At 63.6% G+C, this 22,058-nt stretch carries 19 protein-coding genes and 1 tRNA gene; 11 read left to right on the forward strand and 9 right to left on the reverse strand.

What is annotated here, in order from left to right:
* Positions 1 to 49 precede the first annotated feature (49 nt).
* Positions 50 to 499, reverse strand: a complete 450-nt coding sequence (locus tag K288_RS0133065) for a MarR family transcriptional regulator (protein ID WP_244443346.1) — start codon at positions 497 to 499, stop codon at positions 50 to 52.
* A 229-nt stretch (positions 500 to 728) separates the two neighbouring features.
* On the opposite strand from K288_RS0133065, the gene K288_RS0133070 reads away from it, so the two are divergent.
* The 5 genes from K288_RS0133070 (at position 729) to fahA (ending at position 6,311) form a co-directional block, all read left to right on the forward strand.
* Positions 729 to 2,342, forward strand: coding sequence for an FAD-dependent oxidoreductase (locus tag K288_RS0133070; protein ID WP_027583405.1), 1,614 nt, complete (start codon positions 729 to 731; stop codon positions 2,340 to 2,342).
* Positions 2,343 to 2,350: 8 nt separating this feature from the next.
* The gene (locus tag K288_RS0133075) at positions 2,351 to 2,578 is read left to right on the forward strand and encodes a DUF2783 domain-containing protein (protein ID WP_027583406.1); all 228 of its coding nucleotides are present in this window, start codon (positions 2,351 to 2,353) and stop codon (positions 2,576 to 2,578) included.
* A 12-nt stretch (positions 2,579 to 2,590) separates the two neighbouring features.
* On the forward strand, positions 2,591 to 3,547 hold the full coding sequence (locus K288_RS0133080) for an MBL fold metallo-hydrolase (protein ID WP_027583407.1): 957 nt from the start codon (positions 2,591 to 2,593) through the stop codon (positions 3,545 to 3,547).
* A 2-nt stretch (positions 3,548 to 3,549) separates the two neighbouring features.
* The gene (hmgA, locus tag K288_RS0133085) at positions 3,550 to 4,896 is read left to right on the forward strand and encodes a homogentisate 1,2-dioxygenase (protein WP_027583408.1); all 1,347 of its coding nucleotides are present in this window, start codon (positions 3,550 to 3,552) and stop codon (positions 4,894 to 4,896) included.
* A gap of 143 nt (positions 4,897 to 5,039) precedes the next feature.
* Positions 5,040 to 6,311 carry a fumarylacetoacetase gene (gene fahA / locus K288_RS0133090; RefSeq protein WP_027583409.1) on the forward strand — a complete coding sequence of 424 codons (1,272 nt, stop codon included), beginning with the start codon at positions 5,040 to 5,042 and terminating at the stop codon, positions 6,309 to 6,311.
* A gap of 100 nt (positions 6,312 to 6,411) precedes the next feature.
* Here fahA and K288_RS0133095 read toward each other — a convergent pair whose 3' ends face one another.
* A complete protein-coding gene (locus K288_RS0133095; RefSeq protein ID WP_027583410.1) occupies positions 6,412 to 6,723 on the reverse strand; it encodes a DUF1272 domain-containing protein in 312 nt (103 codons plus the stop codon).
* An 85-nt stretch (positions 6,724 to 6,808) separates the two neighbouring features.
* Positions 6,809 to 7,285: an Lrp/AsnC family transcriptional regulator gene (locus K288_RS0133100; protein WP_027583411.1), complete on the reverse strand. Its 477-nt coding sequence runs from the start codon at positions 7,283 to 7,285 to the stop codon at positions 6,809 to 6,811.
* A gap of 124 nt (positions 7,286 to 7,409) precedes the next feature.
* Here K288_RS0133100 and hppD point away from each other — a divergent pair, with 124 nt between their 5' ends.
* Entirely contained in the window at positions 7,410 to 8,525 is a 1,116-nt protein-coding gene (gene hppD / locus K288_RS0133105; protein WP_027583412.1) for a 4-hydroxyphenylpyruvate dioxygenase, read from the forward strand.
* Between the two features lie 106 nt (positions 8,526 to 8,631).
* Here the strand turns inward: hppD and K288_RS0133110 are convergent, their stop codons facing one another.
* From K288_RS0133110 to K288_RS0133125, 4 genes are all read right to left on the reverse strand, one after another.
* Positions 8,632 to 9,738 carry a CaiB/BaiF CoA-transferase family protein gene (locus tag K288_RS0133110; RefSeq protein ID WP_027583413.1) on the reverse strand — a complete coding sequence of 369 codons (1,107 nt, stop codon included), beginning with the start codon at positions 9,736 to 9,738 and terminating at the stop codon, positions 8,632 to 8,634.
* A gap of 149 nt (positions 9,739 to 9,887) precedes the next feature.
* Positions 9,888 to 10,688, reverse strand: coding sequence for a xanthine dehydrogenase family protein subunit M (locus tag K288_RS0133115; protein WP_027583414.1), 801 nt, complete (start codon positions 10,686 to 10,688; stop codon positions 9,888 to 9,890).
* Between the two features lie 15 nt (positions 10,689 to 10,703).
* Positions 10,704 to 13,043, reverse strand: a complete 2,340-nt coding sequence (locus tag K288_RS0133120; RefSeq protein ID WP_027583415.1) for a xanthine dehydrogenase family protein molybdopterin-binding subunit — start codon at positions 13,041 to 13,043, stop codon at positions 10,704 to 10,706.
* A gap of 85 nt (positions 13,044 to 13,128) precedes the next feature.
* Positions 13,129 to 13,614, reverse strand: coding sequence for a (2Fe-2S)-binding protein (locus K288_RS0133125; RefSeq protein ID WP_027583416.1), 486 nt, complete (start codon positions 13,612 to 13,614; stop codon positions 13,129 to 13,131).
* 293 nt (positions 13,615 to 13,907) lie between these two features.
* Between K288_RS0133125 and K288_RS0133135 the strand changes: the two genes are divergently transcribed.
* Positions 13,908 to 15,908 carry a HAMP domain-containing methyl-accepting chemotaxis protein gene (locus K288_RS0133135; RefSeq protein ID WP_244443345.1) on the forward strand — a complete coding sequence of 667 codons (2,001 nt, stop codon included), beginning with the start codon at positions 13,908 to 13,910 and terminating at the stop codon, positions 15,906 to 15,908.
* Between the two features lie 10 nt (positions 15,909 to 15,918).
* Here K288_RS0133135 and K288_RS0133140 read toward each other — a convergent pair whose 3' ends face one another.
* A complete protein-coding gene (locus K288_RS0133140; protein ID WP_027583419.1) occupies positions 15,919 to 16,290 on the reverse strand; it encodes a DUF3175 domain-containing protein in 372 nt (123 codons plus the stop codon).
* 181 nt (positions 16,291 to 16,471) lie between these two features.
* Here K288_RS0133140 and K288_RS0133145 point away from each other — a divergent pair, with 181 nt between their 5' ends.
* The 3 genes from K288_RS0133145 to otsA all read left to right on the forward strand — a co-directional run bounded on the left by K288_RS0133145 (position 16,472) and on the right by otsA (position 20,469).
* Complete coding sequence (locus tag K288_RS0133145; protein ID WP_027583420.1) at positions 16,472 to 17,974, forward strand: MFS transporter; 1,503 nt, start codon at positions 16,472 to 16,474, stop codon at positions 17,972 to 17,974.
* A gap of 6 nt (positions 17,975 to 17,980) precedes the next feature.
* Positions 17,981 to 18,817: a trehalose-phosphatase gene (gene otsB / locus K288_RS0133150; RefSeq protein WP_027583421.1), complete on the forward strand. Its 837-nt coding sequence runs from the start codon at positions 17,981 to 17,983 to the stop codon at positions 18,815 to 18,817.
* Positions 18,818 to 19,023: 206 nt separating this feature from the next.
* Positions 19,024 to 20,469, forward strand: coding sequence for an alpha,alpha-trehalose-phosphate synthase (UDP-forming) (otsA, locus tag K288_RS47250; RefSeq protein WP_043161371.1), 1,446 nt, complete (start codon positions 19,024 to 19,026; stop codon positions 20,467 to 20,469).
* A gap of 886 nt (positions 20,470 to 21,355) precedes the next feature.
* Here the strand turns inward: otsA and K288_RS0133160 are convergent.
* A complete protein-coding gene (locus K288_RS0133160; RefSeq protein WP_027583422.1) occupies positions 21,356 to 21,691 on the reverse strand; it encodes a hypothetical protein in 336 nt (111 codons plus the stop codon).
* Between the two features lie 197 nt (positions 21,692 to 21,888).
* Here K288_RS0133160 and K288_RS0133165 point away from each other — a divergent pair.
* Positions 21,889 to 21,978 (forward strand) — tRNA-Ser (locus K288_RS0133165).
* The last annotated feature ends 80 nt before the right edge of the window (positions 21,979 to 22,058 follow it).

The raw sequence follows: 22,058 nt of genomic DNA on the forward strand, positions 1-22,058 counted from the left end.
ATGGATTGCTTCGTCGCTTCGCTCCTCGCAATGACGGTGAGAGAAATCGCTAGTACGCTTGCTTGGCGTCCGCCTCGTCGCTGGTTTGCACCAGCTCGAGGCTGTGTTCGATCTTGCCGAGTAGTTTTCCGAGCTGCCGCTGCTCCTGCGGAGACAGGCATGAAAAAATCTCCTGCTCCCTGCGGAGCAGGCGCGGGATCAGTTCCTCGTACAGCACCTTGCCTTTGCGGGTGAGTTGCAGGCGGAATTCGCGGCGATCGTCGGCATTCTCGACGCGTTCGATGATCTGCTGCTCCATCAGTGCGGTGACGGCCCGGCTGATGGTGGACTTATGCGTCCGCGTGCAATCAGCGATATATTGTGCGCTGCAAGCATCGCGGCGGAAGCCGAGCGTTGCCAGCACGCGCCACGAGGGGATGTCGAGCCCGTAGCGCGCCTGATACTCGGCGGAAAGCGCCGAGCTCACCTCTGCCGCCAATCGGTTCAGGCGGAACGGCATGAAGTGGAAGAGGTCGAGCCTTTTCTTGGCCGCCGCGTCCTCCTGCGGCGCGACCGAGTCCGGTTCGGATCGCGTCGCCGCCATGTCGCCGCTCGAAACCGATTTCGTCAAAATGCCTCCGGTGGGGAGTTGACGGCGGTGCCGTCAGGGGGTTTAAGATCGTTGCACGTGAGACTAATTTAACAGGACCACGAGGAAGCGGCAAGGGTTAGAGCAAAGGCTAGAGCAGATGGCGCAGGCCGAGACCCAGTTCGGCTACCGGAGGCATCCCGACCAGGACCGGGTCGCAGCCGACATGGCTGAATATCCGGTCGTGGTGGTCGGCGCCGGCCCCGTGGGATTGTCGCTCGCGATCGATCTTGCCCAGCGCGGACAACCGGTGGTGCTGCTCGACGACGCCGACCGGATCGGCGAAGGCTCGCGCGCGATCTGCTTCTCGAAGCGCTCGCTGGAATTCTGGGACCGCCTCGGCGTCGGCGACCGCATGGTCGAGAAGGGCGTGGTGTGGAGCGTCGGCAGGATTTTCCACGGCGACTCCCAGCTCTATCAGTTCAACCTGTTGCCGGAGGATGGTCACAAGCGACCGGCCTTCATCAACCTGCAGCAATTCTATGCCGAGGCCTATCTGGTCGATCGCGTGCGCGAGTTGCCTGCGATCGACCTGCGCTGGCGCAACAAGGTGGTTGCGCTGGAGAGCCGCAACGATGGCGTGGCGCTGACGATCGAGACGCCGGAGGGCTCATACAGTATTCGCGCGGCCTTCGTGATCGCCTGCGATGGTGCGCGCTCGTCGCTGCGCAGGCTGGTCGGCGCGGAATTCTCCGGTCAGGTGTTCGAGGACCAGTTCCTGATCGCCGACGTCAGGATGACCGCGGCGTTCCCGACCGAGCGTTGGTTCTGGTTCGATCCGCCGTTCCATGCCGGGCGCTCGGCACTCCTGCACAAGCAGCCGGACGATGTCTGGCGGATCGATCTGCAGCTCCATCCGGATGCGGACCCGGTGCACGAAAAGAAGCCGGAGAATGTGAGGCCGCGGATCGCGCGCATGCTCGGCCACGACAAGTTCGAGTTCGAGTGGATCTCGCTCTACAAATTCCAGTGCCGGCGGATGGACAGGTTCATCCACGGCCGCGTGATCTTTGCCGGCGACGCCGCACATCAGGTCTCGCCCTTTGGCGCGCGCGGCGCCAATTCCGGGCTGGAGGATGCCGAGAACCTGTCGTGGAAACTCGACCGCGTGCTGCGCGGGCTTTCGCCGGAGTCGCTACTCGAGAGCTATCACATCGAGCGCAGCGCCGCGGCGGACGAGAACATCCGCGAATCCACCCGCTCCACCGATTTCATGGCGCCTGCCTCGCGGCAGGAGGCGCGGCTGCGCCAGGCGGTGCTGGCGCTGGCGAAGGAAACCGAGTTCGGCAAGCGGATGGTCAATGGCGGACGGTTGTCGGTGCCTTCAGTCTACGACACGCCGCTGTCGACGACGGATGGTGACGCATGGCGCGGCGGGCCGCGTCCCGGTGCCTCGATGCCGGACGCGCCGATTGCCGGGCGCAACGGCAATCCGCAGTTCCTGACCGACGCGTTCATCGGCGCAGGAATGCGGTTCACGCTGCTGGAGTTTGGTAACGGCGCCGCGGTGGATGTGCCCGATGGCGTGAATACGATCCGCATCGGTGGTGACGATGGTCTCGCCGATGCTGCCGGTCTCGTCGGCAAGCGTTACGATGCCGAACCCGGCACAGCCTATCTGCTGCGGCCCGACGGCTATGTCGCCGCACGCTTCCGTCGCCCGACACGGCCGCTCCTGGAGGCGGCGCTGGCGCGGGCGACAGGATTCAATTGAGGTTTGTCATGACGCTGTCGACCAGCTCGAACTTTGCCAAGCCGGACGACGCCTTCCGTGCCATCGTCGAGGCGCATCGCGGCCTGACGGATGCGCAGAGCGCCGATCTCGACGCGGCGCTGGTGCTCGTGCTCGCCAACCATATCGGCGACCTCGACGTGCTGCGCGAGGCGATCGCGCTCGCCAAGCGGCGGATGCTGGAGGCGAGCCAGCAGCAACAACAGCAACAACAATAGCGAGGATACAAGATGGCCAAAGGCTTTGCGTCCACCACGGATCTTTCGGAAAAGAAGATCACCTTCTCCGAGATCGGCACTGATCTCTATGCCTTCACCGCCGAGGGCGATCCAAACACCGACGTGATCGTCGGCGAGGACGGCTGTCTCGTGTTCGACGCGCAGGCGACGCCGGCGATGGCGAACAAGGTGATCGAGCGCGTACGCGCCGTGACCGACAAGCCGATCAAATACGTCGTGCTGTCGCATTACCATGCCGTGCGCGTGCTTGGGGCCTCCGCCTACAAGGCGCAAGGCATCGTCGCCTCGCAGGAGACCTATCGCCTGATCGAGGAACGCGGCCAGCAGGACTGGGATTCGGAGTACGGCCGCTTCCCGCGCCTGTTCCAGGACGCGCAGAGCATTCCCGGCCTGACTTGGCCGACGCTGACCTTCGAGGGCGAGATGTCGATCTATCTCGGCAAACGCGAGGTGCGGCTGATGCAGCTTGGCGCCGGCCACACCTCCGGCGACATCGTCGCCTGGGTGCCCGATGCCGAGGTGATGTTCTCCGGTGATCTCATCGAATATCACTCGGCCTGCTATTGTGGCGATGCGCATCTCCGCGAATGGCCGATGACGCTGAACGAGATCCGCGCCTTCAATCCGAAAGCAATCGCGCCCGGACGCGGCGACGCGCTGAAAGGCCTTGCCACCGGGCGCGAGGCGATCGCGATGACGCGCGATTTCGTCAACACGCTCTACGGCGCAGCCGAGGCGTCGGTGGCAAAAGGGCGCACGCTGAAGGAGACGATGGCGGCGACGCGCGAGGTGATGGATCCGAAATTCTCGACCTTCGCGATCTACGAACACTGCCTGCCGTTCAACGTCTCGCGCGCCTATGACGAGGCGTCCGGGATCGACGATCCCGTGATCTGGACCGACAAGCGCGACCGCGAAATGTGGGCCGCCCTGCAAGGAGGAGGATGACCATGAACATCAACACCTCGCCTGATGTGATCGGAAAGGGCTCCGCGCAGATCACGCCCGGCTACATGTCCGGATTCGGCAATAGCTTCGAGACCGAAGCCCTGCCCGGTGCGCTGCCGGTCGGCCGCAACTCGCCGCAGCGCTGCGCCTATGGGCTCTATGCCGAACAGCTTTCCGGCTCGCCCTTCACCGCGCCGCGCGGCGCCAATGAGCGCTCCTGGCTCTATCGCATCCGCCCATCGGTGAAGCATTCCGGCCACTTCACCAAGGCCGATGGCGGGCTGTGGCGCACCGCGCCGTGCCTCGAATACGAAATGCCGATCGCGCAACTGCGCTGGAATCCGGCGCCGATCCCGACGCAGGAGCAGACTTTCCTGCAGGGCGTGCAGACCATGACCACGGCCGGCGACGCAAACACGCAGGCCGGCATGGCCGCGCATGTCTACCTGATCACCAAATCGATGGTGGACCAGCATTTCTACAATGCCGATGGCGAGATGATGTTCGTGCTGCAGCAGGGCAATCTGCGCCTCGTCACCGAGTTCGGCCGCATCGATGCCGAGCCCGGCGAAATCGTGGTGATCCCGCGCGGTGTGAAATTCCGCGTCGAGATTCCGAATGGTCCCGCGCGCGGCTATCTCTGCGAGAATTACGGCGGTGCCTTCACGCTGCCGGAGCGCGGTCCGATCGGCGCCAACTGCCTGGCCAATTCGCGCGACTTCCTGACGCCTGTTGCCAGCTACGAGGACAAGGACACGCCGACCGAGCTCTACGTGAAATGGGGCGGCTCGCTCTGGAAGACGACATTGCCGCATTCGCCGATCGACGTCGTCGCCTGGCACGGCAACTACGCGCCTTACAAATATGATCTGCGCACCTTCTCGCCGGTCGGTGCGATCGCGTTCGATCATCCCGACCCCTCGATCTTCACGGTCCTGACATCGCCGTCGGAGACCGCGGGCACCGCGAATATCGATTTCGTGATCTTCCCGGAGCGCTGGATGGTAGCGGAGAACACGTTCCGCCCGCCCTGGTACCACATGAACATCATGTCGGAGTTCATGGGCCTGATCTACGGCGTCTATGACGCCAAGCCGCAGGGCTTCGTCCCCGGCGGCATCTCGCTCCACAACTGCATGCTGCCGCATGGCCCCGACCGCGAGGCGTTCGATCACGCCAGCAACAGCGAGTTGAAGCCGGTGAAGCTCACGGGCACCATGGCCTTCATGTTCGAGACCCGCTTCCCGCAGCGCGTCACCGAGTTCGCGGCGAAGTCGGCGACGCTGCAGGACGACTACGCCGATTGCTGGAAGGGACTGGAGAAGCGGTTCGATCCGGGCAGGCCTTGACTCCTGTCATTCCGGGGCGCGTGAAGCGCGAATCCGGAATCCATCTCTCCCGGTATTCTCGGCCAAATGGATTCCGGGCCTGCGCCTTGCGGCGCATCCCGGAATGACGAAGGATAGAGCGTCGAAACATTCGGCAGGAAAGCATGCCTCACCCCAACGACCCCAAGCTCCGCTCCTTCATCGACGTCGATCCCGCGTCGGATTTCCCGATCCAGAATCTCCCTTACGGCGTTTTCTCGGCCAAGGACGGTCTTGCTCCGCGCATCGGCGTGGCGATCGGCGACCACGTGCTCGATCTGTGGCAACTGGCGCAGGACTGCCGCATCGATGTGGTCGAACCCGCGGTGTTCGCCGCGTCCTCGCTCAATCCGTTCATGGCGCTCGGTCCAAAGGTCTGGTCGCGCACCCGCGCACGGATCAGTGAATTGCTGCGCCATGACCATCCCGAGCTGCGCGACAATGAGCGCCTGCGCCAGCGCGCGCTGGTGCCGACGGCCGACGTGAAGCTGTATCTGCCGATCACGGTCGCCGGCTACACCGACTTCTATTCGTCCAAGGAGCACGCCACCAATGTCGGCGTCATGTTCCGCGGCAAGGACAACGCTTTGCAGCCGAACTGGCTGCACATGCCGATCGGCTATAACGGCCGCGCTTCGACCGTCGTCGTGAGCGGCACGAAAGTGCGCCGGCCGCGCGGTCAGTTAAAACCGCCGAGCGTGGAGGTGCCGAGCTTCGGCCCGTGCAAGCGCCTCGATTTCGAGCTCGAGATGGGCGTTGTGGTCGGCCAGCCGTCGGCGATGGGCGAGATGCTGAACGAGCAACAGGCCGAGGAGATGATCTTCGGCTTCGTGATTCTCAACGACTGGAGCGCGCGCGACATCCAGCAATGGGAGTATGTCCCGCTCGGTCCATTCCAGGCCAAGGCCTTTGCGACCTCGATCAGCCCATGGGTTGTCACGCGCGAGGCGCTGGAGCCGTTCCGCTTGCAAGGACCGACGCAGGAGCCCGCGCCGCTGCCCTATCTGCGCCAGACGCAGCCGAACAATTATGATCTGACGCTCGACGTCGCCCTGCGCACAGCTGGAATGAACGAAGCGGCACGGATCTGCCGCACCAATTTCAAATACATGTATTGGTCCTCGGTGCAGCAATTGGTGCACCACGCTTCCTCTGGCTGCGCCATGAATGTCGGCGATCTCTTGGGGAGTGGGACGATCTCTGGCCCCGAGAAGGACCAGCGCGGCAGCCTGCTCGAGATCAGCTGGAACGGCACCGAGCCACTCGAACTCGCCGGCGGCATCAAGCGCTCCTTCCTCGAAGACGGCGACTCGCTCGTCATGCGCGGCTGGTGCCAGGGCGACGGCTATCGCGTTGGCTTCGGCGAGGTCGAAGGCACGATCCTAGCGGCGGCGTAGCTATCCGTCATTGCGAGGAGCGAAGCGACGAAGCAATCCACCTCTCCCCGCGCGGAGAAATGGATTGCGTCGCTTCGCTCGCAATGACGCAGGGGAGAATTCAGCGCTCCTCCGGCGGAACATCCCGCAGCCTCGACGAATGTGCCGCGACATCCTCGAGACTGTACTTCAAATGCACCCGCTTCTCCGAAGGCGTTTGCTTGACCACGCACACGCCGGCGCGCCATTCCTGCGAAGGCCTGATCGGCCGCGGCGCGAAGCCGCCGCCGCAGTTCGGGCAGACGTTGAACAGCTTGTGCTCCACGCAATCGGCGCAGAAGGTGCATTCATATGAGCAGATCATCGCCTCCGTCGCGTGCGGCGGCAGATCCTTGTCGCAATATTCGCAGTTGGGTCGCAGTTGCAGCGCCATGGTCGTTTCTCAGGGTGAAGCGGGACGGATGATCGCAAACTAGACCCTCAATTCGAATGACGGAATTCCCTCGATTTGCGCCATGCTACTTGCCCAGCGCCTTCAGAGGCAATTTCGCGCTCTCCTTCAGCCTGTCCAGCACGATCGAGGAGCGCACATGGGCGACGCTCTGGTGCGGCATCAGGACATTGTTGACGATGTCGGACAGGCTCTTGAGGTCGCGCAGTACCGCCTTCAGCAGATAGTCGGCGTCTCCGGTGAGCGAATAGGCCTCCTGGATCGCATCGACGCGACTCACCAGCTCACGGAATTTCTTCGCGTTGTCGGGCGAGTGCGTCGCCAGCGTGATCTGGATGAAGGCGATCAGCTCGAAGCCGAGCGCCTCGCCGGCGAGGTCGGCGTGATAGCCCGAGATCACCTTCTCTTCCTCCAGCCGCATCCGCCGACGCGAGCATTGCGAGGCCGACAGACCAATGAGATCGGCGAGCTGCTGGTTGGTCAGCCGGCCGTCGTCCTGCAATGCGGCCAGGATCTTGAGATCAAACGTGTCTAACTGAATCATGCGTGATCCGCCGCTTCGATGCACAGATTGTGCGTGATGCTAGCCCATCGCGCGCCATTTTGCATGCACCTTGCGGCCGGACCGGTGGAGATTCGCTCAAGCCCGAGCCTAGGGAGAATCGCCAATGGGTCCGTTTCCGCACGATGCGCCGCCGGCAGAAATCACGGCCGACAATCCGATGGGCACGGATGGTTTCGAGTTCGTAGAATATGCCCATCCGCATCCGGAAGAGCTGCACCGCCTGTTCAAGCTGATGGGTTATGTGCCGGTCGCCCGCCACAAGACCAAGCAGATCACGGTCTATCGCCAGGGCGACATCAACTATCTCCTCAATGAGGAGCCTGATACCCACGGCCATGACTTCGTCGCCGCGCACGGACCGTGCGCACCGTCGATGGCGTTTCGCGTGGTGGATGCCAAGCGCGCCTATGAGCGCGCGCTGTCACTCGGCGCCGAGCCGGCCGACAATGCCGCGCAGAAGACGCTCGATGTTCCCGCGATCAAGGGCATCGGCGGCAGCCTGCTCTATCTGGTCGATCGCTACGGCGCGAAGGGCTCGGCCTATGATCTCGAGTTCGAATGGCTGGGCGAGAAGAACCCGCGGCCCGAGGGCGCGGGGCTCTATTACATCGATCACCTCACCCACAACGTCCATCGCGGCCGCATGGATGTCTGGACCGGCTTCTACGCAAAGCTGTTCAACTTCCGCCAGATCCGCTTCTTCGACATCGAGGGCCGTGCCTCGGGCCTGTTCTCGCGCGCCCTGACCAGCCCGGATGGCAAGATCCGGATTCCGATCAATGAGGACGCCGGCGATTCCGGGCAGATCGAGGAATATCTCAACGTCTATCGCGGCGAGGGCATCCAGCACATCGCCTGCGGCGCGCGCGATATCCATCGCACCATCGAAACGCTCCGCAAGGCAGGGCCGCCGTTCATGCCGTCGCCGCCCGACACCTACTTCGAGAAGATCGACAAGCGCCTGCCCGGGCACGGCGAAGACGTCGCACGGCTGCAGAAGAATGGCATCCTGATCGACGGCGAGGGCGTGGTTGATGGTGGCCAGACCAAGGTGCTGCTGCAGCTCTTCTCGGCCAATGCGGTCGGACCGATCTTCTTCGAATTCATCCAGCGCAAAGGCGACGACGGATTCGGCGAGGGCAACTTCAAGGCCCTGTTCGAATCGATCGAGGAAGACCAGATCCGCCGCGGCGTGCTGAAGGTTGACCACGCGGCGTAAGGCTGTCGTAGGGTGGGCAAAGCGCAGCGTGCCCACCTCTTCTTGCGCCGCTCTTGATGGTGGGCACGCTACGCTTTGCCCACCCTACGCCGTCTACTAACGACAGCTATCGCTTCCACGCGCTCAGGACGTCGCCAAGCTCTGCATTCACGGGCTCCCTGATCGCTGACGGTGTCCGCGAGAAACGCGGCGCGGGCGCCGGCTGTGTCACGCCATGGCGTTCGACGAACACGTTGCGCGCGGCCATGTGCGGATGATTGGGCGCTTCCGCCATGGTCAGGATCGGCGCGAAGCAGATGTCGGTGCCTTCCATGATCTTGCACCACTCTTCGCGCGTCTTACTCTTGAATATCTCGGTGAGCTTTTCTTTCAGCGCCGGCCACGCCTTGCGGTCCATCTGGGCGTCGAACTCGGCCTCCGTGAGGCCGGCGTGCTTGCGCAAGAGGGCGTAGAATTGCGGCTCGATCGAACCGATCGAGACGAAATGGCCGCACGAGCATTCGTAGACGCCATAGAAATGCGCGCCGCCGTCGAGCATATTCTGGTCGCGTCCCTCCACCCAGCGGCCGTTGGCGGCGAGGTCAAAGAACATCGACATCAGCGAGGCCGCGCCGTCGCACATTGCAGTGTCGACCACCTGGCCCTTGCCGGATTTCGATGCTTCCAGGAGTGCCGCGAGCACGCCGACCACGAGGTAGAGCGCGCCGCCGCCGAAATCGCCGACGAGGTTGAGCGGCGGCACCGGCTTCTCTTTGGTGCCGATCGCGGCCAGCGCGCCGGTGATGGAGATGTAGTTGATGTCATGGCCTGCCGCGTTCGCGAGCGGGCCCTCCTGGCCCCAGCCCGTCATGCGGCCGTAGACCAGCTTCGGATTGCGCGTGAGGACGACGTCAGGCCCGAGGCCAAGCCGCTCCATCACGCCGGGACGAAAGCCCTCGATGAGCGCATCGGCGTTGGCGAGGAGATCGAGCACTTGTGCGATCGCGGCCTTGTCCTTGAGGTCGAGCTCGACGACTTTGCGTCCGCGCGTGGAAACGCCCTTGAGATTCTTGCCGGCGCCGACGCGATCGAGGGTGATGACCTCGGCGCCCATATCTGCCAGCATCATGCAGGCGAATGGGCCGGGGCCGATGCCGGCGAATTCGACAATGCGGGTGCCGGCGAGCGGGCCGGAGGCGCGGACAGCGGATTGCGGGGCGGGTTTATCGAGCACGTTTCCATCCGTGTTTTAATTAGCCGATTAGCTAAATTGTCTCGCCATATGCGTTGCGTGGCAAGCGCCTTTTTAAGGCCGCTCTCTGAAGCATGAACGGCGCGCATCGCTGCGCGCCGTTCTCATAGTCAACAGTAGGATCTTCTGGATCAGCCAGCTGCCGTCACTGCGCGCTGCGCCATCACCTTGATAAGATTGGCGCGGTAGTCGGCGGAGCCGTGGATGTCGCTGAGCAATCCGGCGGACGGAATTTGCACGCTATCGAGCGCGGCCGCCGACCAGTTGGCCTTCAGCGCCGCTTCGATCGGAGCGACGCGCACGACGCCGCTTTGCGACGCACCGGTCGCGGCGACGCGGACATCACCGTCCCTGGTCTTGGCGACGAACACGCCGGTCAGCGCAAAGCGCGAGGCGGGATGCGGGAATTTGGCGTAGCCCGCCTTGGCCGGAATCGGGAACGATACGGCCGTGATGATCTCGCCGTCTTCGAGGGCGGTCGCGAACAGGCCCTGGAAGAAGTCATCGGCTGCGATCGTACGCTTGTTGGTCTTGATGGTGGCGCCGAGCGCCAGCACCGCGGCCGGGTAATCGGCGGCGGGATCGTTGTTGGCGAGCGAGCCGCCGATCGTGCCGCGATGACGCACTGCGGGGTCGCCGATCAGCGAGGCGAGATAGGCGACCGCGGGAATCGCCTTTTGCGCCGCGCTGCTCTGCGCCACGTCATGATGCGGCGTTGCCGCCTTGATCGTCAGCGCGTCGGCTGTCGCGTCCACGCCGATCAACTCCTTGATCTTGCCGAGGTCGATGACGTCAGACGGTGAGGCGAGCCGCTGCTTCATGACGGGGATCAGCGTGTGGCCGCCGGCGAGATATTTCGGCTCCTCACCTTTGGCGAACAGCGCCGCGGCTTCGTCGACCGATGAAGCGCGATGATAAATCGTCTCGTACATGGCTCACGCTCCTCGTTAGCCGTGAATGGTGTGCCAGACGCGATCGGGCGTCGCCGGCATCTCAAGCTTGTTGTTGCCGATCGCATCCGTGATCGCGTTGATCACGGCGGCCGATGCGCCGATCGCGCCGGCCTCGCCACAACCCTTGACGCCGAGCGGATTGCCCGGACACAGCGTGGTGGTGTGCGAGATCTGGAACGACGGCAAGTCGTCGGCGCGCGGCATGGTGTAATCCATGAACGATGCCGTGACCGGCTGGCCGTTGCTGTCGTACACCGCGCCTTCGAGCAGCGCCTGGCCGATGCCCTGGGCGAGTCCGCCATGGACCTGGCCCGCAACGATCATCGGGTTGATGAGCCGGCCGAAATCATCTGCCGCTACGAAGTTGACGAATGAGGTCTTGCCGGTCGTCGGATCGACCTCGAGCTCGCAGATATAGGCGCCGGCCGGGAAGGTGAAGTTGGTGGGATCGTAGAACGCCGTCTCCTTCAATCCCGGCTCCATCCCGTCGGGCAGATTGTGCGCGGTATAGGCAGCGAGCGCGACCATCGGCAGCGCGATCGCCTTGTCGGTGCCCGTGACCTTGAACTCGCCGTTCTCGATCACGATGTCGTTCTCGGACGCCTCCAGCGCGTGCGCGGCGATCTTCTTGGCCTTGGCTTCGACCTTTTCCATCGCCTTCACGATGGCCGCGCCACCGACTGCGATCGAGCGCGAGCCGTAAGTGCCCATGCCGAACTGCACCTTGTCGGTGTCGCCATGGACGATCGAGACTTGGCTGATCGGAACACCCAGGCGCTCCGCGATGATCTGGCAGAACGTGGTCTCGTGACCCTGGCCGTGGCTATGCGAGCCGGTGAGGATCTCGATCGTGCCGACCGGATTGACGCGCACCTCAGCGGATTCCCAGAGGCCGACGCCGGCGCCCAGGCTTCCGACCGCCTTTGACGGCGCGATCCCGCAGGCCTCGATGTAGCAGGACACGCCGATGCCGCGCAGCTTGCCGTCGGCTTTCGCCTTCGCCTTGCGCGCCGGGAAGCCGGCATAGTCGATCGCCTTCATCGCCGCATCGATCGAGGCATGGAAGTCGCCCGTGTCATAGGCCATGATCACCGGCGTCTGGTACGGAAACTGGGTGATGAAGTTCTTCTTCCGCAGTTCCGCCGGATCGACTTTCAACTGCCGCGCCGCGGTCTCCATCATCCGCTCGATCAGGTAGCTCGCCTCGGGACGGCCCGCGCCGCGATAGGCGTCGACCGGCGTGGTGTTGGTATAGACGCCTATCACCTCGGCATAGATCGCCGGGATGACATACTGGCCCGACAACAGCGTCGCATAGAGATAGGTCGGCACCGCCGAGGAGAACAGCGACATATAGGCGCCGAAATTGGCGTGAGTCTTCACGCGGAGGCCGAGGATCTTGTTGTCCTTGTCGAACGCCATCTCGGCCTTCGAGACATGGTCGCGGCCATGCGCGTCGGTGAGGAAAGCTTCCGTGCGGTCGCCGGTCCACTTCACGGGGCGGCCGACCTTCTTGGAGGCCCACAGCGCCACCATCTCCTCGGGATAGATGTAGATCTTGGAGCCGAAGCCGCCGCCGACATCGGGCGCGATCACACGCAGCTTGTGCTCCGGTGCGATATTGTAGAAGGCCGACAGCACGAGCCGGGCGACATGCGGGTTCTGCGAGGTCGTATAGAGCGTGAAATGCTCTTCGGCCGCGTCGTAGTCCGCAACCGCCGAGCGCGGCTCCATGGCGTTCGGCACCAGGCGGTTGTTGGTGAGCTCCAGCGTCACCACATTCGCCGCCTTGCTGAAGGCGTCCTTCACCGCGGCCTCGTCGCCGAGATGCCAGTCATAGACCACATTGTCCGGCGCTTCCGGATGCAGCTGTGGCGCGCCCGGCTTGATCGCGGCCTTGATATCGGGCACCGCCGGCAGCTCTTCATAATCGACCACCACGGCTTCCGCGGCGTCGCGGGCCTGGTTCTTGGTCTCGGCGATCACGACGGCGACCGCCTGGCCTACGAAGCGCACTATCTCCGGCGCCATCGCCGGCCATGCACCCATCTTCATCGGCGAGCCGTCTTTCGACGTGATGGCCCAGCCGCAGATCAGGTTGCCGATCTTGTCAGCGACGAGCTCCTGGCCCGTGAGCACGGCGATCACGCCGGGCTTTTTCAGGGCCTCGCTCGAATCGATACTTCTTACCTTGGCGTGGGCATGCGGGCTGCGGATGAACTGGGCATAGGTCATGCCCACCAGTTTGATGTCGTCGACGTACCGGCCTTTGCCGGTGATGAAACGGCGGTCTTCCTTGCGGACGACGCTTGCGCCAATGCCTTCGATGCCCATTGTAGTTTCCTCCCGACCGGAGATGTGATGTCCCGCCGCTTCCATCGAAGCCCGGCGGCGTTTGACGAGATGTGGCCGGCGGCGGCTATTCCGCCGCCTGCGCGACCTTCATGCGGCCAGCGGCATCCAGCACCGCCTTGACGATGTTGTGGTAGCCGGTGCAGCGGCAGATATTGCCTTCCAGCTCGTGGCGAACGGTCGTCTCGTCGAGCTCGCCGCCATAGCGGTGGACGATGTCGATCGCCGACATGATCATGCCCGGCGTGCAATAGCCGCACTGCAGGCCGTGATTGTCCCGGAACGCCGCCTGCATCGGGTGCAATTCTTCGCCCTTGGAGATGCCTTCGATGGTGGTGACGTTCGAACCCGCCGCCTGGCCCGCCAGCACGGTGCAGGACTTCACCGCCCGCCCGTCGATATGGACAACACAGGCGCCGCACTGGCTGGTATCGCAGCCGACATGGGTTCCGGTCAGATTCAGATTTTCGCGCAGGAGATGGACGAGGAGAGTTCGGTCCTCGACGTCAACCGATACCGCTTTGCCGTTCACCGTCAGCTTGACTGTAGACACGCGTCGTTCCTCCGGATGCTTTTAATTATTCCAATTAGAAACAGCGGCGAGGAACTTGGCAACTAGGATTTTGGCTACCTTTGTCACGGCCATGACATCGGCGACATCGGCGAGCTGCGCGCTCCCGGAGGGGCACTCCACAACCTCTCCGAAATGTCTGCCGAATTTACTAGCTCTTATCCATTGTGCCTTAGCTTTGCGCATCGGGTCCGGGCAACGATTTCCGGACGCCGCTTGTTTTCAGAATGAAGACGGGGGTTGGGGTGGGACTGCTGGGGCGTATGGGGTCGCGAATGCCGACCCTTCGATTTCGTGCGAAAATCATCCTGGGCTTTGCCGCGGTGCTGGCGATTACGGCAGCCAGCATGGGCTTTGCCTATCTCGGCTTTGAGCGAGTCTCTGCCGGCGTCGCTGCTTACCGCGCAAGCGTCCGGGAGGCCGATCTGGCGCGTAATATCGACCGCGAGCTGATCTCCTACCGTTCGCTGGCGCGCTACTATGTGGCGACCGGCAAGGAGGAGGATGGCAAGGCGGCGCTCGCGGCCGAGGCCAGCCTTAGAGAGGCCATCCTCCAGGCGATGAAGGGCACCACCGACCCCGCGCGGGTCGAGCAGGTGACCAAGCTCGAGCGGGAGTTCCGCGCCTTCACCAAGATCTTTGCCGAGATCCTCAAGGTCAAGGAAGAGAGCGGACTGCTTGCGCAGAACCAGCTCGCCCGCGGCGGCAATTCGCTGCGCTACAAGCTCGACGATCTCGCCTCCAACGCGGCCGAAGCCGGGCTGTCCGCCGTCGAGATGGGCGCCAAGCAGGTTGCCTCGCAGTTCCAGGCGGCGAGCGCGCTCGTCAATACCTTCGTGGTCAATTCCGATAAGATCACCGCAACGAGCGGGCTGGCGCGGCTGAAATTCGTCGAGAATTCGCTGAAGGCGATCTCCTCGACCGACGAGAAGGTCGTCGCCGCGCTCAAAGAGCTGACGAAGATGCTCGAAGAGTATCGGGAGGCGCTCTCGAAACTGATCGAGAACTCGAAGTCGATCGACGAGCTGACCCTCGAAATGACGGAATCCGCCGCCGCCATCAATCAGGGCTCCGGCGTGATGAAATCCGACCTGCTCGCCGACCAGAAGCGGATGGAATCCGAGTCGGACGCCGCGATCAGCGCGACCGAGCGGCTGATCGTGATGCTCGCCGCCGGTGGCTTCGTGCTCGGCGCCGTTCTCGCCCTCCTGCTGGGCACCGGCATTTCGCGCCCGATCAGGGCGATGTGCGCCGCCATGCGCGAGCTTGCCGCCGGCAATTTCGACGTCGTGCTGCCGGGGCTCGGCCGCAAGGACGAACTCGGCGAAATGGCCGGCGCGGTCGAGGAGTTCAAGCTCCAGGCGATCGCCAAGGCCGAGCGCGACGCCGCAAGCCACGAAGCGCAGAACAAGGCAAGCGCTGCGGCCCGCCGCGCCGAACTGATCCGCTTCGCCGACGACTTCGAGACGGCGGTCGGCTCCATCGTCGCCAATGTCTCGGCCTCGGCGGTGCAGCTCGAAACTGCGGCAGGCACGCTGACGCGGACCGCCGAGACCACGCAGAACCTCTCCAGTCAGGTGGCGGGTGCCTCCGAGGAGGCGTCCAGCAACATGCAGTCGGTGGCTTCCGCCACCGAAGAATTGTCGGCCTCCGTCGACGAGATCGGGCGCCGCGTGAAGGAGTCCAGCCGGATCGCCGATGCTGCGGTGCGGCAGGCGGAGCAGACCGACACCCGCATTGGCAAGCTCTCGCTCGCCGCGCAACAGATCGGCGACGTGGTCAAGCTGATCACCGCGATCGCCGAGCAGACCAACCTGCTGGCGCTGAACGCGACCATCGAAGCAGCACGCGCCGGCGATGCCGGCCGCGGCTTTGCGGTGGTCGCCGCCGAGGTGAAATCGCTCGCCAGCCAGACCGGGCGGGCGACCGAGGAGATTTCCAGTCACATCTCGGGCATGCAGTCGGCGACGCAGGAATCCGTTGCCGCCATCAAGGAGATCGGCGACACCATCGGCCAGATCTCCGAGATCGCCGCCAACATCGCCGGCGCAGTCGAGCAGCAGAGCACGGCAACGCAGGAGATCGCGCGCAGCGTGCAGAATGTCGCGCAGGGCACCCAGGAGGCCGCCACCAGCGTCACCCTCGTCAACCGCGGCGCCACCGAGACCGGCTCGGCGTCCGAGGAAGTGCTGAACTCGGCCCGCTCGCTGTCGTCCGAAAGCACGCGCCTGCGCGACGAGCTCGACCGCTTCATGGCAAACATCCGCGCGGCGTGATGCCGCGCCGTCACTCCCTTCCGAACTGGTGCTTCAGCTCCAGCTTCGCGCGTTCCAATCGCGTGCGCTGGGCCTGCGGCAGCGTCTTGCCGGCGCGGTTGATGTAGAAGGTCAGCATCGATAATGCCGAGCGGTAGGCGCCGGTCTTGCGGCGCTTGCTTCGCTCCGCGGAGCGCTTCAGCGAGGCCGCGATCTTCTTCGCGCTGGTTTGCTTGAACACGCCGCGGTCGAGATCGAGCGCGTCGCTCCTCTCTGTCACGCGCTGCGACCAGCGCCGCGATGACGTCTTGCGCGCACTGGTCTTCCGCCGCGCGGTTGTTTTTCTGGTTTTGCTTTTTCGTGCCGTGGTCTTTCGTGCGCTGGTTTTGCGACGTGTTGCCATTGCAAGCTCCTGTTTCGGCTAGCAACATCTGCAAATCCGTCCGGGTTCCTATGCCGCGATGCGGGAACAAGGTGGCTTGGCGGACGTTGTCGTGCGTGGCGGGCATCTGTTTGCCGCAAATTTTGGGGATGAGAACCTTGGGGCAAGCTGCGTTCCGGGGTGATGTCTCATTGGTTCCGTGATGGATTTGCAGCCGATCCAGCCTACTGCCGCAACTGCTTCTGCACTTCGTGACGCTGATGCGCCGCGATCGCAGGATCATGACCGCATCATCGAGACCTCGATCCCCGTGCGTCTCGATAATCTCTATTGGAGTGGCTTTCACACCCGCGTGGTGCTGGCGCTCGGGATCACCTGGATCCTCGACGGGCTCGAGGTCACGCTCGCCGGTGCGCTGTCGGGGGCGCTGAAGGATAGTCCGACGCTGCGATTCTCGAACTTCGATGTCGGCTTCGCCAACAGTGCCTATCTTGCCGGCGCCGTCCTTGGCGCGATCGGGTTTGGCTGGCTCACCGATCGCATCGGCCGCAAGAAATTGTTCTTCATCACGCTTGCGGTTTATCTCAGCGCCACCGCCGCGACTGCGCTGTCGTGGAATGTCGCAAGCTACGCGCTGTTTCGCTTCCTGACCGGCGCCGGCATCGGCGGCGAATATACCGCGATCAATTCGACCATCCAGGAGCTGGTGCCGGCGCGCTATCGCGGCTGGACCGACCTCGTCATCAACGGCAGCTTCTGGATCGGTGCCGCGATCGGCGCCATCAGCGCGATCGTCCTGCTCGATCCCGCCGTGATCAATCCCGATCTCGGCTGGCGGCTTGCTTATCTCACCGGCGCCTGTCTTGGCCTCGTCGTGTTCGTGATGCGGATGTGGATTCCGGAAAGCCCGCGCTGGCTGATGATCCACGGCCGTCCCGACGAGGCGCATCGCATCGTCGACGACATCGAGCGCTCGGTGATCGGTCGTGTCGAAGCGCATTCGCAAGAGCTGCCGAAGATCAAGCTCAGGATGCGCGACCACACGCCGCTCCGCGAAGTGGCGCACACGTTGCTTGTCACCTATCGCCAGCGCACGCTGGTCGGGCTGGTGCTGATGAGCGCGCAGGCCTTCTTCTACAACGCGATCTTCTTCACCTTCGCGCTGATCCTGACCGACTTCTTCGGCATTCCCGCCAGCCATATCGGCTGGTACATCCTGCCCTTTGCGGCCGGCAACTTCCTCGGGCCGCTGCTGCTCGGCCGGCTGTTCGATACGCTGGGACGCCGCACCATGATCACGCTGACCTATGGCGTGTCGGGCGTGCTGCTGGCGATCTCGGGCTATCTGTTCTCGATCGGCGCGCTGAGCGCGCAAGGCCAGACGATTGCCTGGATGGTGATCTTCTTCTTCGCCTCGCCCGCCGCGAGCGCCGCCTATCTCACCGTGAGCGAGACGTTTCCGCTCGAGGTGCGGGCGCTCGCGATCGCACTGTTCTACGCGATCGGCACGGGCATCGGCGGTGTGATCGGACCTGCGTTGTTCGGCGTGCTGATCGATACCGGATCGCGCAATTCCGTCTTCGCCGGCTACCTCCTGGGGTCGGCGCTCATGATCGTCGCGGCCTTCGTTGCGTGGCGCTATGCCGTCGCCGCCGAGCGAAAATCGCTCGAATCTGTCGCACGGCCGCTTGCTAGTGTGGAGTAGTATGAGATGACTGAGGAACTGGCTGACATGCCGCTGGATGAAGAATTTTCGCCGGAAGATGAAGCTTCGCCGGAAACCGTGCCGGTGCCGAGCGCGCTGGTCGGGCATCTGAGCGAGACCGCGGTGCTGCTCGACGTCGACGGCACCCTGCTCGACTTTGCGCCGACGCCGCGCGAGGTCTGGGTGCCGCCGGGGCTCGCGAAAACGCTGGGCCGCCTGCTCGAGCGCACCAATGGCGCGCTTGCGCTGGTCAGCGGCCGTTCGGTGAATGATCTTGACCTGATTTTCGCACCCGATGTCTTCCCTGCGGTCGGCGGCCACGGCGCGGAGATGCGGCTCGATCCGCACGGCGATGGAGACGGGGCCCACGCGCTGCAGCTGGACAAGGAGCTCAAGCGCCGTCTTGCCGCCATCGCCAGACTGAGCCCGGGCATTCTGCTCGAGGACAAGGGCTATTCGCTCGCGCTGCACTATCGCCTTGCGCCGCATGCGGAAAGGGCGATCTATGAAGCGGTGTCGCTGATCCGCGCCGATCTGCCTGATGCGCCGATCGAGGTGCTGCCGGGCAAGCAGGTCTGCGAGATCAAGCTTGCCGGCTTCACCAAGGCCACCGGCGTGCGCGAATTGATGAAGCATCCGCCGTTCAAGGGCCGCAAGCCGTTCTTCATCGGCGATGACGTCACTGACGAGACGGTGTTCGCGATCATGCCCGAGCTCGAAGGGCTCGCCTTCTCCGTCGGCCGCCGCGCCAAGGGCGTCGCCGGTCATTTCGATGCCCCGAGCGACGTGCGCGAATTCCTTGCGCATCTGCTTGATGATGAGCGCGAAATCGCCGCGCCCTAGCCAAAACCTCAACCGCAAATCGGCGCGGAAATACCGCAGTTCCTGCTCCGGGCGGTCGCTTGCTCGCAAAAAATTTTCTTTTTGTGAGTTGACGGCCAGTTCCGTGCGGTCATGCCTGAATTTGGTTTCAATTCGAAGAAACCGTGGCCAGGAACCATATTGATGAATGGTTGTTAATACGCGAGTGCCCAACGGGAGGGGACCATTTGAACCTCGTTGTCGTTTCAAACCGCGTAGCGCGTGGAAAACCTAATGAACCCATGACGGGCGGCCTCGCCGCTGCTCTTTTGCCTGTTGTCGAGAAGTCCGGCGCGATCTGGGTCGGCTCCAGCGGCCGCGTCCGCGATGGGAACCAGAAGGAACCCTTCGCGGAGGTGGAAGCGCTCGGCGCTGGTGCGCTGGCGATGCTCGATCTGCCGGCCGCGCATTACGGGGGTTACTACGAGGGTTTTGCCAACTCCGCGCTGTGGCCGGCGCTGCATTCGCGCGCCGACCTGATCCGCGCCTCGGAGGAGGATTATGCCAGCTACCGCGAGGTGAACGCGTTCATGGCGCGCGCGCTGCTGCGCTTCCGCAAGGACGATTCGGTGTTCTGGATCCAGGACTACCATTTCCTCGCGCTCGGCGCGGAGCTGCGCGATCTCGGCATCGACAAGCCGATCGGCTTCTTTCTGCACACGCCGTGGCCGGCGCGCGCAGTGATCGAGGGCGTGCCGCATCATCGCGAGCTGATCGAGGCGATGCTCGCCTATGATCTCATCGGCTTCCAGACCGAGGAAGATTGCGAGAATTTCCTCAGCTATGTCGAAGCCGATCTCGGGCTCGTGGTGCGCGACGGCAGCGTGACCTCGCGCTATGGACGCAGCCGCGCGGCGGTCTTCCCGATCGGCATCGATCCGGAGAAATTCGCGCAGCAGGCCACCAAGGCGATGACCCATCCCGATGTCTCTCGATTGCGCCGCAGCCTCAACGGCGAGCGGCTCGCGATCGGCGTCGACCGGCTCGACTACTCGAAGGGCCTGATCAACCGCATCAAGGCCTTCGACCGGATGTGGACGATGCATCCCTCGCTGAAGCGCACGATCTCGCTGCTGCAGATAGCAACGCCGTCGCGCGGCGGCATCGAGGCGTACGGCAATCTGCAGAGCGAGGTGGCAAAGCTCGTTACCGACGTCAACGGCATCCATGGCGAGGTCGACTGGACGCCGATCCGCTATCTCAACAAGGGATTCAGCCAGGCAGTGCTCGCGGGCCTCTACCGCACGGCGCAGGTCGGCGTGGTGACGCCGCTGCAGGACGGCATGAACCTTGTCGCCAAGGAATATGTCGCGGCCCAGAATCCGGCCGATCCCGGCGTGCTGGTGCTGTCGAAATTCGCCGGCGCTGCCAACGAGCTCGAGGCCGCACTCATCGTCAACCCGCACGACGTCGACGGCATGGCGCGCACGATTGCCATCGCGCTTTCGATGCCGCTCGCCGAGCGGCGGATGCGCTGGGAAGCGATGATGGAGAAGATCTGCACCCACACCATCCAGCAATGGTTCGCCGATTTCGTCGAAGCGCTGCAGGACACCGGTGACGAACAGCCCGAACGCTCGCCGCCGCTGAGCGAAGCCACGCATTGGCCGTATCGCAGCGCGCGTATTCATTAGCTGCTCCATTGGCCGCCCCATCTATGTCGTCCCGGCGAAAAGCCCGGGACGACGGCGAAGCGTTTCTGATTCAAAATGTCAAACAGCCGTCCCGTAGGATGGGTAGAGCGAAGCGAAACCCATCGCGATGGAGCAAGCGGCGCGAATGATGGGTTTCGCTTCGCTCTACCCATCCTACGTCCGATTCAAACAACGGAGATGAGTCTGCGTTCTCGCGACGCTTTGCGTCCGAGCTTTGCTTCACTTTCCACCCTCCTCGATATCAGAGGGCGCAGGGAAAGCCGGGTGCCGGTTGCACCCATGGGTCCCGTGCAACAAAAAGCACGGGGGTAGGACCACAGGTTCAACCGAAGCATTCCGGCTTTCCCTGCGCGATGGTGTTACGGCTTACTTCGTGCTCTCCCCGGTGACCGGGCTCTTTTGCCACCGTCACCCGCGGCAGTTCTTGCTGCTCGCGAGCTTAGCGCCAGCGTCGGGGCGCCAGGACCACACGACTTCGCCGTCCGTGATGCCTGTGCTCGTCAGTCACATACATCCCGTCCACCGCATCTCACAGCAACGTTCGTGACGATCGCGAGCCGCCCCTCATCCGCCGTGAGACGCGCGGAGTCATAGTGCTGATTTGCCCGACGACGGAAGCGGTTTATTTTTCGCGCGACGGCTGGACAGACTTTCGGCTGATTTGCCCGTCGGGTTGCTATGTCGCACCCACTGCATCCACATCGTCATTGCGAGCGGAGCGAAGCAATCCATAGCGCCACGTGCAGAGGCATGGATTGCTTCGCTCCGCTCGCAATGACGGAGAGTGATGAGCGTGTGGCCCATCCCTCGAGACGCCGCTTGCACGGCTCCTCGGGATGAGGGGGCGCGTCAGTGCAAGCGCGTATCAATGGCAATACGGCACGCCGTCGAGCACCGGGCAGCGCACCCGCCGCGGGTCGCTTGGATTCTCCATCGGCACCACGCCGCTGCCCTTGCCGACGAATACGCCTGGCCCGATCCTGACCGAGGACCGGTTGCCGACGATCACGCTAGGATGTGGCGAGGTCAGGCTCGAGCGCGTGCCGTCGCTCCAGATGATGGTATCGCCCGAAAGCACCCCGCGCCGCCCGTCGTCGCAGCTCACGTCGGTGCCAGCCTTGGTGCAGCTTTGCGCCAGCGCCGGGCCGGCGCCCACAGCCGCCACCACGAGCAGGCCGAAAATCGAAAATGTCCGCTTCACGCGGCCCTCCACCACTGATTTGCCTTGCGGTCGTCGGCACGGGGAGGATTTGGGTTCAATATCCCGAGCCCGGGCCCCGTCCGCACCGCCAACCCCGTCAAAAAGCCAAGATGTTCCAAAAGCTTAAGGAAATTTCCGCTTCAAGGCCCTCTCTCCCTTGCAAAATCCGCCCCGTCCCTTCAAGAGAAGGCGCTCCCGGAGAGATGGCCGAGTGGCTTAAGGCGCACGCTTGGAAAGCGTGTGTGCGGGAAACCGTACCGTGGGTTCGAATCCCACTCTCTCCGCCAGGATCTATCAACAAGCTTTTGAATTTGCACACAGTTTTACAGTAATTTGGATCCTCATCCCACATTCCATCCACCAAAAA

The organism is Bradyrhizobium sp. Ai1a-2 (genome assembly GCF_000426245.1).
Lineage (GTDB): Bacteria > Pseudomonadota > Alphaproteobacteria > Rhizobiales > Xanthobacteraceae > Bradyrhizobium.

Bases quoted from the DNA above. Each gene is read 5' to 3' on its own strand.
- K288_RS0133065 (WP_244443346.1), bottom strand. From the start codon at position 499: ATGCCGTTCCGCCTGAACCGATTGGCGGCAGAGGTGAGCTCGGCGCTT.
- K288_RS0133070 (WP_027583405.1), top strand. From the start codon at position 729: ATGGCGCAGGCCGAGACCCAGTTCGGCTACCGGAGGCATCCCGACCAG.
- K288_RS0133075 (WP_027583406.1), top strand. From the start codon at position 2,351: ATGACGCTGTCGACCAGCTCGAACTTTGCCAAGCCGGACGACGCCTTC.
- K288_RS0133080 (WP_027583407.1), top strand. From the start codon at position 2,591: ATGGCCAAAGGCTTTGCGTCCACCACGGATCTTTCGGAAAAGAAGATC.
- hmgA (WP_027583408.1), top strand. From the start codon at position 3,550: ATGAACATCAACACCTCGCCTGATGTGATCGGAAAGGGCTCCGCGCAG.
- fahA (WP_027583409.1), top strand. From the start codon at position 5,040: ATGCCTCACCCCAACGACCCCAAGCTCCGCTCCTTCATCGACGTCGAT.
- K288_RS0133095 (WP_027583410.1), bottom strand. From the start codon at position 6,723: ATGGCGCTGCAACTGCGACCCAACTGCGAATATTGCGACAAGGATCTG.
- K288_RS0133100 (WP_027583411.1), bottom strand. From the start codon at position 7,285: ATGATTCAGTTAGACACGTTTGATCTCAAGATCCTGGCCGCATTGCAG.
- hppD (WP_027583412.1), top strand. From the start codon at position 7,410: ATGGGTCCGTTTCCGCACGATGCGCCGCCGGCAGAAATCACGGCCGAC.
- K288_RS0133115 (WP_027583414.1), bottom strand. From the start codon at position 10,688: ATGTACGAGACGATTTATCATCGCGCTTCATCGGTCGACGAAGCCGCG.
- K288_RS0133120 (WP_027583415.1), bottom strand. From the start codon at position 13,043: ATGGGCATCGAAGGCATTGGCGCAAGCGTCGTCCGCAAGGAAGACCGC.
- K288_RS0133135 (WP_244443345.1), top strand. From the start codon at position 13,908: ATGCCGACCCTTCGATTTCGTGCGAAAATCATCCTGGGCTTTGCCGCG.
- K288_RS0133140 (WP_027583419.1), bottom strand. From the start codon at position 16,290: ATGGCAACACGTCGCAAAACCAGCGCACGAAAGACCACGGCACGAAAA.
- K288_RS0133145 (WP_027583420.1), top strand. From the start codon at position 16,472: ATGGATTTGCAGCCGATCCAGCCTACTGCCGCAACTGCTTCTGCACTT.
- otsB (WP_027583421.1), top strand. From the start codon at position 17,981: ATGACTGAGGAACTGGCTGACATGCCGCTGGATGAAGAATTTTCGCCG.